The organism is Clostridium sp. SGI.024, from assembly GCF_050315195.1.
Classification (GTDB): domain Bacteria; phylum Bacillota; class Clostridia; order Clostridiales; family Clostridiaceae; genus Clostridium.
In genome coordinates, this window is record NZ_JBNPON010000080.1 from 1 (window position 1) to 11,747 (window position 11,747).

Consider the following 11,747-nt stretch of genomic DNA (forward strand, 5'->3'; position numbering starts at 1 on the left):
GCAACAAACCATCTTACATATGCAAGAATCTAAGCCTTCTTGATAAATAATAAAATTAAATATCAATCCAATTTTTGCCTCCGCTATCGAAGGCCTTTTCGTCATACTTAAATTTAGAGCAAATTTTGAATTTTAAAGAATAAATTGAAATTTATTCCTTAACTTTGATTAACTCTATTTTTTCATACGAAACTTTACACTATCTTTCTATTGACTTGTTATTTAATTATACACAAATAAGAGTAGATATAAAACAATATTTACCAATTATATAAATAAGAACTTACTTGATAAACCTTTAAATCTATGTATCTAAATTTATTTTTATATATTTACTTTAAATTAAAATCTAAATATAATATTATAATTATTGAGTCTTAAATACATATACAATTTGGAGGTAAATTATGAAGGCAGGACAAGAAAAGTTTTTAGGATTTATTTTAGAAAGAGTACAGGAAGATAAGGTTGATGAAGCAAAAGCTTTATTATCTGAAAGCTTTAAAAAGCAACAAGAAGGTACTTTTTCACATGAATATATTATGGAGTTTATTCCTAAGATGATTGCTTTATTAAAAGCTGATAAGATTGAAGAAGTTAAATCTATTATGGAGCAATTTGCTAAAAATATAAATAATTAAGTTATTATATAAAGCTTCACATTAAACTATTATTCATATATATTTTTAGTGCTAAGAATTTATGTAAACAAATATAACAAGGCTGTATCAAGTTTTTTGTAAACTTTGATGCAGCCATATACTTTATATATCTTCTTTTTTATAAAAATTGATATTCCATTTTCTCAAAGAAATCAACCTTAGGTTCAAGAAATTTAAAATTATGCTTCTCAGTATCTTGAAAATAAGAATTTAAAGGATCAAATATTTTATCCCAATTCCATAGTTCATCACCAATGTTTAAATAATCCTTAAACATTTCACAGCCCTCTGGTACTATAGGGTGTATTAATATTGCTATAACCTTACAAGCATAAAAACAGTCTGCTAGTACATTTCTTTTTAGCTCTTCTTTTTTGGAATTATTAACCCAATACTTATTAATTTCTCTTATATAATCATCAAGAACATAGGATATTCTATGAAAATCTTGATTATACATATGTCTTTCATATTCAAATACTGCTTTTTCTGTTAATACTTTAATTTTTTCACTTACTTCTTCTCTAGGAATATTTTCATTTAAGCTTTGTAAAGTATAAAAACATGAACGAATAAGTCTATTAAATACATTTGTTAATAAGTTTCCTTCTTTTAATACTGGGTCTGCTCCCTCCTTTTCATCTTCCTTCATATATACTTGTGGTTTAAATCCAACACTTTTTGAGGATAATCCTAAACTCATAAAATGCATTCTTAATTGATCACTAGTGTAATAGCTTAATAATTCATCTGCCATTGGTGGCTTAATATCTGAACTACTGCTTGCCTTCTTATCCATAAATAAAATGTGTTTATTAGGAACTATATGTGGTAGCTTAATATTATTAATATTTACATCTTCGCCCTTAGCTATCTTTAATCCTATTAGGATAGCCATTTCAGCAATTGAATAAAAATAAATATTATCTTCTCCTATAAATTGATATACCATGGAACTTTTATTTTCCCACCAGTTATGCCACTCTTTAGGATTCTCTCCTATTGATTCTAAATATGTCTTTATAAAAGAAATTGGTGCCCATAAAGATTCTGGCCATACCCAGAAGGTAAGATTTTTTAAATCCTCCTTATCTGGCACCCTTACTCCCCAAGAAATATTTCCAGATATCCTAAATGGAACTAATGTCTTACCATTAGTATAATGAATATTTAAATCATCTAGCTTTTCTTTTGCTTTATCCCTGTCCTCTAATTTATCAAAAATAAATGTTATTGAAGATTTATTCTCTTCATTTATAGTTTTATGACTAGGAAGAATAGTTTCTAAATTATTAAGGTCATTAATATATTTTCTTGGAACATATATCATTGGTTCCTTTAAAAATTCATCTATAGCCTTAATTTCAAACTTTCTTCTATTAGTATTTTTCTTTAAAAACTCATTTAGCTCCTTCATAATATCCAGAGAATCATCTAATGTAAAATACCAATTATCTACGCTTTTTAATATAGGTTTATTCCCTGATAATGTGCTAATAGGATTAATTAATTCTGATGACATATATTGATGTCCTAATGAACACTCATCTCCATAGGCTTTATCAGAATTACAGCCAGAAATTGGACACTTTCCAATTACTTGTCTTCCATTAAGAAATGTTTTTTTATCCTCGTCATAAAATTGTAATGCTGATAACTTTTTTATATAGCCATTTTTAAATAAGGTATTAAATATTTCTTCAGACACTTCACTATGAACTTCTCCAGACCTTCCAAAGGCTGAAGCTCCAAAAAAATCTAAACTAATTTTATAATCTTTTACTAATCATCATTATTACCCCTTTGTAATTATTTTAAAAACAAAAAACCCCTGTAGAACTATATTCTACAGGGGCAAAATTTACATTTCACGATACCACCCTTTTTCCCTAAAATGTCACCATCTTAGGCTCTTCAAGTACACCATCTACCATATTTAGGTTGAATCATACTCTAGTTCTGTAACGTGAACTTACGTCATAGCATCACTTATAATATATATTAATAAGATCCGTATGAAGCTCCGAGGCTTGTTTCATTATGATTTCATAATTTCCTTCCACCACACGGAAACTCTCTGTGTATTCATTCATAATTACTCTTCTCTTCATAGCTTTTATTATTTGTAATATTATATATAAAATAATTGTAAGTGTCAATTATCTAATATAGGATATATCATAATATTTTTTGTTTTTTCACAAATTAAGCATTTATTCAAATGGATAAACTAATCCTATTTGTCTTCTTATTTCATCCATGATTTTAGCTAGCTCTAGTGTATTATTATGAGAAGCAACATTACTTTCTAAAGTATTGTTCTTAATGCAACTATTTGCTTCCTCAATTTCATACTTGTATCCTGCTTCCTCATATTCATCTATATACTTTTCAGGATTTTCTTCAATATATAAATATGTTTCCTTTGATGCCCAAAATCTTGGTATAACTATCTTTCCATTTTCTCCATATATCACTGCCTCATTATTAAGTTTAGTTGTTAGTGAACAATTTAAAGAAGCTAAAATTCCATCTTTATATTTTAAATTAATTATATTACTTTCATCTACATTAGTTTTTGTAAATTCAGCATTTGACTTTATTTCAATAGGATAACTATTTGCAATATAGTTAGAAAATAGAATTGGATAAATACCTAAATCTAATAATGCTCCTCCAGCTAAATCAGGATTATAGAGTCTATGCTTTGCATTAAACTCACTTTTAATTCCAAAGCTTGCTGTAATTAATTTAACTTTTCCTATTTTACCTTCTTCAACCCATTCTTTTGCTTTATTAATCGCTGGTAAAAATAATGTCCAAAGAGCTTCCATTATAAATACATTATTTTCTTTTGAAATATCTATTATCTCTTTGCCTGTTTTATAGTTATATGAAAAAGGCTTTTCACATAATACATGCTTTTTGGCTAATACACATTTCTTTGCGTAATCCATATGGTAACTATGAGGTGTTGCAATATAGACTGCATCTATATTGTCATCACTTAAAAATTCATCTATATTAGTATAATATTTTTCTATATTATGACTCTTTGCGAATTCTTTTGTCTTATCCTCATTTCTCCCATAAACTGCAGAAAGAATTCCATCCTTTGTCTTAATTACTTCTTTAGCAAAAGCATTAGCTATTCCTCCTGGAGCTATTATTCCCCATTTTATCATATAATCACTACTCCTTCATTTTATTGCTATTATTATATAAAACTTCTTATAATAATAGCAAATATAAAAGGTGCTTTTAAAACACCTTTTTCAAAATTATTTTATTTATTATTTTTTAACCAATTAATAGCACAATATGTATGTATAGCTGCACCTGTAACTAATATATCTTCATTAAATACTACCTTTTCATTATGCATTGGCTCACCATATAAAGGATTTTCTTGCTTTGTTCCAGCACCTAACATAATATATACACTTGGAACTTCATATGAATAAGAAGCAAAATCTTCTGATCCCATTCCTCCTCCTTCAAATAAAACAACTGATTTTTCACCAATTAATTCTTTCATATAAGAAGTTAACTCTTTAGCCAAATCATTATTGTTAGCTAGTGGAGGTACTGAAGATAATTCTATTAATTCAGCTTCTCCTCTAAACATCTTAGCAGTAGAAACAACTATATCATTCATTCTATTAAATATAAATTCTCCTAATTCCTTATCTAAGCTTCTAATAGTTCCTTCCATAATAACTTCATTAGGTATTATATTAGGAGCATCTCCGCCTGCAAACTTACCTATTGTTACAACAGCAGGCTTAGTAGCTGATATTTCCCTGGAAATTATTTCCTGTAATGATATATATATATGTGCTGCTATATTTATTGGGTCTACTCCAAGTTCTGGCATTGCACCATGACATCCAGTTCCTTTTACAACTATTCTAAATCTATTACAACCTGCTATGCTAGTTCCTAAACCACATAATACAAGATTAGAAGGGGTACCAGAATGTACATGCATTGCCAAAGCTGCATCAACCTTAGGATTTTCAAGTACTCCAGCTGCTAACATTTTTTTAGCTCCAGTAAATCCTTCTTCATCTGGTTGGAATACTAATTTAACAGTTCCTTCTATTTCATCTTGATTATCCTTAAGTAGTTTTGCTGCTCCTAAAAGCATTGTTGTGTGCATGTCGTGTCCACATGAGTGCATGCATCCATTTGTTGATTTAAAATCACATTCTGTTGCCTCTGCCATTGGAAGAGCATCCATATCAGCTCTAAGCAAAAATGTTTTTCCTGTTTTCTTACCTTCAATAGTAGCAACTATACCACTTTCACATATCTCTTTTGGATCATATCCAAATTCTTTTAACTTATCTATTACATAAGCCTTAGTTTTAGGTAATTCAGCTCCAACTTCAGGATTACTATGAATTGTTCTCCTATAATTTAATAAGTCATCTTTTATTAATTTTGCTTGTTCAATAATTTTATTCATTTGTACACCTCATTTTTATTTAGAATTATTTCTATATAGCAATTATTTACTAATACATACTGTATTTTATTATTATGATTTACATTTATAACAATCTTAATACTGTTATTATTTTATTATAATATTTTAACAATATTATAATAAATTTTACATAAATATTCCACGGATAAATTTTTATATAAAAAATAGATAATGATTACTCACTATCTACTTGAAAATTTAATTTTATTCTATTATTATCCATATATTTTTAAGATAAAGCCACATCTAAAATCATCATAATTATAAAGCCTAATGAAAATGCAATTGCACTAATATCTGATGCATTATCTTCTGCTGCTTCTGGAATTAATTCTTCTACTACAACAAATATCATTGCACCTGCTGCAAAAGAAAGAAGATATGGCATAAATGGTGTAATAAATCTAGAAAACATTATAGTAATAGCTGCACCTATAGGTTCTACTATTCCAGATAAAACACCATAAATAAATGCTTTATTTTTATTTAATCCTTCACTTTTAAGTGGCATTGATATTATAGCACCTTCTGGAAAGTTTTGAATTGCTATTCCTAAAGAAAGAGCAAGTGCAGAAGCAAAATTAATAGCATTTCCATCATTCATAACTGCTGCAAAAGCAATTCCTATAGCCATTCCTTCTGGAATATTATGAAGAACTACTGAAAATACAAGTTTTGTTGTTTTGCTTATATTATATGTTTTTATTCCTTCTTGTTTATTAGTATCTTCTACATGAATATGTGGAATAATCTTATCTAGAAAAAACAAAAATAAAACTCCTAGAATTATACCAACGGCAGCTGGAATAAAAGATAACTTCCCCATTTCACTAGACATATCAATTGATGGAATAATTAATGACCATATTGATGCAGCTATCATAACACCAGAAGCAAAACCTAGTAAAATCTTATTTACCTTTTTACTAATTTCTTTTTTCATTGCATAAACACAAGCTGAACCTAATGATGTTCCTATAAATGGTATAAGAACTCCTATTAAAATATTCATTGTATCCCCCCTTATGAATATTATTTATTCTATTTTATAAATTTATTTTTATTAATTAATAACTATTATCAATTAAATAATACATCTTTTTAGCTAATATTTCAAGCATTTACATATTTTAATTTCACTTCATTTATAAGTAATAAAATAAAACAGCTAAAAGTACCAGCTGTTTTATTACTTAAATCTTAAAATATAACTTTATGTGCCACAAAATGTTCTATATGGAATATTGGTTGGCTTTGGCAATGTAATATATTCTTCTTGATCTTTACTGTATTCAAATGGATTTGATAAAACTTTTAATAATTTCATCATTAAACTATAATCATTATCTTTTACTGCTGCCTCAATAGCTTCTTCTACACGATGATTACGTGGAATTATTGAAGGATTTACACTTTTCATTAATTTTACAACTTCATCCTTTGTCTTATCTTGTCTAGATAATCTTTCATTCCATTTATTATACCAATTACTAAATTCAGAAGTTGTGAACATAGTTATATCATCTTTTTTATCTAAGGTTAGATTTCTAAAAGTATTAGTATAATCTGCTTCATATTTATGCATCAAACTTAACAAACTATATATTAAATCTTCATCATCTTTTTCTTCATTAAATAATCCAAGTTTTAATCTCATTCCTGAAATATATTTTTCTTTATATATATCCTTAAATTTATTAATTGCAGTTTGAGCTATATCTATAGCTTCTTCTTGATTATCATTTAGTAATGGTATTAGTGTTTCAGCAAATCTAGCTAAATTCCAAGCTATTATATTAGATTGATTTCCATATGCATATCTGCCTTGATGATCGATAGAACTAAAAACAGTAGATGGATCATAGGTGTCCATAAAAGCACATGGCCCATAATCTATTGTTTCACCAGCAATACTTACATTATCAGTATTCATAACTCCGTGAATAAATCCTACCTGCATCCAATTAGATACTAAGGTTGCTTGTTTTTTAATTACTTCTTCTAATAGGAAGATATAAGGATTTTCTTTATCTATTCCTTCTGGATAATGTCTCTTTATCGTATAATCCGCTAAAGCTTTTAAATCTTCATAACTTGCATATCTTGCAGCATATTGGAAGGTTCCTACTCTTATATGGCTAGATGATATACGTGTAAGTATGGCTCCTGGTTCTACTCTTTCACGTGCTACTGATTCTCCTGTAGTTACTACAGCTAAACTACGTGTTGTAGGAATTCCAAGTCCATACATTGCCTCACTAATAATATATTCTCTTATCATAGGTCCAAGGGCTGCCTTTCCATCCCCACCTCTTGAGTATGGTGTTATTCCAGATCCTTTAAGTTGAATATCTACTTTGTCTCCTTTAGGAGTTATATGCTCTCCAAGTAAAACTGCTCTACCATCTCCAAGCATGGTAAAATATCCAAATTGATGTCCTGCATAAGCTTGTGCAATAGGATTTGAGTTGTTTATTAATTTATTTCCTGAAAATATATATCTACCTTCATTACTTTCTAAAATATCTAAATTTAACCCTAAATCTTCAGCTAAATTTTTATTTAAAATGACTATTTTAGGGTCTTGAGATAAACTTGGAAGTTGTTTTGTATAGAAAATTTGTGGTAATTCAGAATAGCTATTTTCTATATTAAAACCAGTATTATTTACTTTTTCTCTTTCTAACATTTTATTTTTCCTTTCAATATTAGTATTTATTTTAGTTTTTCTTAGCATAAATTTATTATTCATAAGTTTAAAATTTTTAAAATGTACTATAATCTATTAATTAACCTTATATTACCATTATAAATATCTTTTAGTCAATAATAATCATTATCAATTAATTACTTCTAGATATACTTTAAATAAAATAGCCTATGTAAACTATAAATTTGATTTAGTATTTTATCAAAATTTAGTTTACATAGACTATGTATTTTAATAATATTTTAAATAAATTTTATTTTTTATTTATTTTTCTTTTTTGAAAGAAGTACACCAACAAATGCTAATACTGATCCTGATAATCCTACTGCAACAGATGAAGTATCACCAGTTTTAGGTAAATTAACATTACCCTTTCCATTATTATCTTTAGAAGTTTCTTTCGCCTTAATTACAGTAATATTATTAACTTCATCAGCTTTACCTGTTTTATTAGTGTTAGCAGCTTCATCAGTATTGCCTGGGATAGTAATTTCAGATGGAGCACTGCTACTTTCACCATCATTACCACCTATAAGAGTATATTCTTCTATAAGTGTAAGCTTATTTAAAGCCTCTTCTATTTCTTTTTCAGCTGCTTCAATTTGTTCCTGTGTAGCATTTTCATCTTCAAATACTTTCTTAGCTTCTTCTATAACAATATTTAAGGCTTTTAAACTTTCCTTAGTATATTTATTAGTTTCTAAATCTTCAGATGACTTTATTAGAATACTAAGTTCTTCTTTACTTGGTTTTGACTCTTCATTAGTTTCATCATTTATAGGATTAGATTCCTCTATAGGATTTAGATTGTTTATTGCAGCTTGTAATAATCCTTTAGCTTCTTCTATTTCTTCTGCTGTAGCATCTTCATCTGCTAATACAGTATTAGCTGCTTCTTTAGCACTATTTAAAGCTGCTATGCTTTCTTCTGTATATTTAGTATTATCTACTTCTTCAGCAGATTGCATTAAAGCTTCAAGTTCTGTTTTACTTGGTTTTTCAGACACAACTTCTTTTTCTTTAACAGTATCTTCAAATGATTTTAATGAATTATTTAAATAATTTAAAGCATTCATTATTGCTTCTATAGGTAAATTAGCTTGTTCAACTTCTCTTTCAGCTGCTTTTATATCTTCTGATAATGCTGATTTTAACTCTTCAGAAAACACCTTATCTTTATTATCTTCTATAGATTTTTTAGAATTATTTATTAAAGTTGTAAGTTGAGCTTTAAAGTTATTAATTTCATCTGAATCACTATATTTCAAATCTACAAATTTTCCAGAAGATATACTGTTAGCATTATACATTCCTAAGGCTTTCATCATATCTTGAGCTACTTTTAAATGTCCTCTATGATTTAATTTATTATCAGCATTTAAGAAGGTTGCTTTGATATGAGGATTATCTTTTTCAAGTTCCTTCCAAGTGTTATAATGGTCAACTACTGGTACGTCAAGTTCCTTAGCAATCTTTAATATAACATCTACATAGTTACTGATATCATTTTGTTGTAATACTGGTGTTTGTAACAATACAAGAGCATTAAGAGCCTTACCCTTATTTATGATTGATTTTAAGTTAGTTTCAAATTCTGCAGGAGTAACTGTTTCATTGCCACCTATCATAATAGATATTATTTCTGGATCAAATTCCTTTACCCATTTATCAAAGTTTGTATTAATGCTTGTAGAATCTGCTCCATCAATTCCAGAATTAACAACAAATCTTGATCTGTTCTCCATTTTATTTCCTCTATTTTCCCAACGAAGACATTCTTCAAAGTACTCTCCATAGTTTTTATATCCATAAGTAGCTCCACTTCCAGTAGTAGAATTGTCTCCAACTAAAACCCATGAATTAACTTTTGTAGTATCAAGAGCTCTATTTCTAATTGCTGTAAAATCACTATCACTATCTATTTGTGCACTTATACTATTTATTTCTGTTTCAGTTAATGCATTATCATATACATCAACATAGGAAATAGCTCCAGTGTAGAACCATTCTCCACCTTGATCATGAACATTTCTACCAATACTTAAGTGTGTAGGTGAATTTAAACTTGAGAAGAATTGTTTATTATTAGCTGTATGTATTATTTCTCCATCAACATAAACTTTTGTTGTTGATTCATTTACATTTATAACTAAAGTATGCCATTTACCATCGTTATATCCATTCCTTGTTGTTGTAAATGTAGCATTTCCTTGGTCAGTTCTTCTATTTACAAATATAGATCCATTTGTACTAACGCCAAATGCAACTTCTTTACTTGCATGACTTGAGTCTGATAAGCTTATTATAGTTTGTGCAGGACCTGCTGATGTTAAATTAAATCTAGTTACTATAGAACCTTTACTTAATGATTTTACTTTATTAACATCATAATTTTTATCTATAAAATCACTGCCATATAATTCTCTATCAACCTTATATGAAACTACTGGAGTCTTCCCTTCAATACTTGAATACTCTGGATAAGTTCTTGTTATTGTATTTAATACTGGTTTTGCAGTTCCATTACCTTGTAGAGGATAAGCTAATTTTTTAGTATAGCTATCTTCTGTATCTAATTTAAGTTCTCTAAGTATAAGATTCATAAGTTCTAAGTGACCCTTTTCATTTGGATGAATAGTGTCCCCAAGCCATGCATCTGTAACACCTCTTCCTAAATCAGTCCAGTACTTATGATGATCTATTAAAAATACATCTAACTGACTTGCTACTGCTCTTGCACCTTCCATAAATTGTGGTAATGTTCTTAATCTAGAGGTAGCTCCATTAGTTGTTGTATTTATAGTTTGGATTATTGGTATACCACCTTTTTCTCTAATTTTATTTACTATATTTGTTAAATTTGTTTTATATGTATTTAAATCCATAGTTACACAGTCATTCATACCTAATGTTACAAAAACTATATCAGCATTATATGTACCAATCCAGTTCTCATAATCAGCTAATAGATATCTTGTATCACCATTTGCAACCCCTGTGTTTATAACAAATCTATCACTTTTTACCTTTCCATTAATGCTTTCTCCCTTTAATCTTTCTTTTAAATGTTCAGAATAGCTTCTATAACCCTTTGTGTACTGTACACCATGAGTTATACTATCTCCAGTAAAAACTATAGTGGTTGGTTCATCTCTATTAATTATATTTAAAATACTTCTATAATCATTTAAACTATACTTAGCCGCATACTCATGACTAAATTGTTCATCATATACTTCAACATATTCTATTTCACCAGTAAAATACGAAGTTGGTCTAGAATTTTTAACTACCATACCAATATTCATTGAATCAGCATCTTGTACTAAAGAAATTAATTTATTTTTGTGGTTAGGAAATTCAACTGCTTTATCTCCATCAACATATAAAAATGTTCCTAGTTCTCCACTATTTATAACAACTGTATGCCATTGACCATCAGCATAGTTTTTTCCACTTGTTAAATAAGACATTACATTTTGTCTATTTTCAAATGTTTCTACTCTAATGTTTCCATTTCTTAATTTTATTTCAAAATAACTTTGAGCATCATCTTTGTCAGAGATTGAAAATATAGTTTGGTCTCCATTTGAAACAGTTGACTTAAATTTAATTGCAATTGTTCCTTCACTTAAATTTTTTACAGTATCTAGGTGTTCAGTTAAATCAACATATGTATTACTTCCATCATAAGTTTTTTTAGTGTCGTATTTTAGTATAGGATCGTACTTAAGATATGATTCATAACCTCTTATTTGTGAACTTTGTGTAGTAGTTGTTGTAGTAGTTGTTGTTTCACCTGCCATTACATTAATAGCTGGAACCGTAGTAGTAGCCAATAAACTTAATATTAACATACTTATTAAAATTCTTTTCATAAACT

At 28.1% G+C, this 11,747-nt stretch carries 7 protein-coding genes and 1 other annotated feature; of the genes, 1 reads left to right on the plus strand and 6 read right to left on the minus strand.

Annotated features, from left to right (window positions below; all coding sequences use genetic code 11):
- Positions 1-407: 407 nt before the first annotated feature.
- Positions 408-641 (plus strand): hypothetical protein, encoded by a 234-nt coding sequence (locus ACQRD5_RS15375; RefSeq protein ID WP_427747011.1) that lies wholly within the window; start codon positions 408-410, stop codon positions 639-641.
- Between the two features lie 139 nt (positions 642-780).
- On the opposite strand, the gene ACQRD5_RS15380 is transcribed toward ACQRD5_RS15375, so the two are convergent.
- The 6 genes from ACQRD5_RS15380 to ACQRD5_RS15405 form a co-directional block, all read right to left on the minus strand.
- Positions 781-2,430: a class I tRNA ligase family protein gene (locus ACQRD5_RS15380; RefSeq protein ID WP_427747014.1), complete on the minus strand. Its 1,650-nt coding sequence runs from the start codon at positions 2,428-2,430 to the stop codon at positions 781-783.
- A gap of 79 nt (positions 2,431-2,509) precedes the next feature.
- Positions 2,510-2,782: a binding site (T-box leader), on the minus strand.
- A 93-nt stretch (positions 2,783-2,875) separates the two neighbouring features.
- Entirely contained in the window at positions 2,876-3,847 is a 972-nt protein-coding gene (locus tag ACQRD5_RS15385) for a Gfo/Idh/MocA family protein (protein ID WP_427747012.1), read from the minus strand.
- 101 nt (positions 3,848-3,948) lie between these two features.
- The gene (locus tag ACQRD5_RS15390; protein WP_291631756.1) at positions 3,949-5,133 is read right to left on the minus strand and encodes a M20 metallopeptidase family protein; all 1,185 of its coding nucleotides are present in this window, start codon (positions 5,131-5,133) and stop codon (positions 3,949-3,951) included.
- 250 nt (positions 5,134-5,383) lie between these two features.
- Entirely contained in the window at positions 5,384-6,166 is a 783-nt protein-coding gene (locus ACQRD5_RS15395; protein WP_291631758.1) for a ZIP family metal transporter, read from the minus strand.
- A gap of 201 nt (positions 6,167-6,367) precedes the next feature.
- On the minus strand, positions 6,368-7,843 hold the full coding sequence (locus ACQRD5_RS15400; RefSeq protein ID WP_320900803.1) for a protein adenylyltransferase SelO: 1,476 nt from the start codon (positions 7,841-7,843) through the stop codon (positions 6,368-6,370).
- Between the two features lie 281 nt (positions 7,844-8,124).
- Complete coding sequence (locus ACQRD5_RS15405) at positions 8,125-11,721, minus strand: GDSL-type esterase/lipase family protein (protein ID WP_427747013.1); 3,597 nt, start codon at positions 11,719-11,721, stop codon at positions 8,125-8,127.
- Positions 11,722-11,747 lie beyond the last annotated feature (26 nt).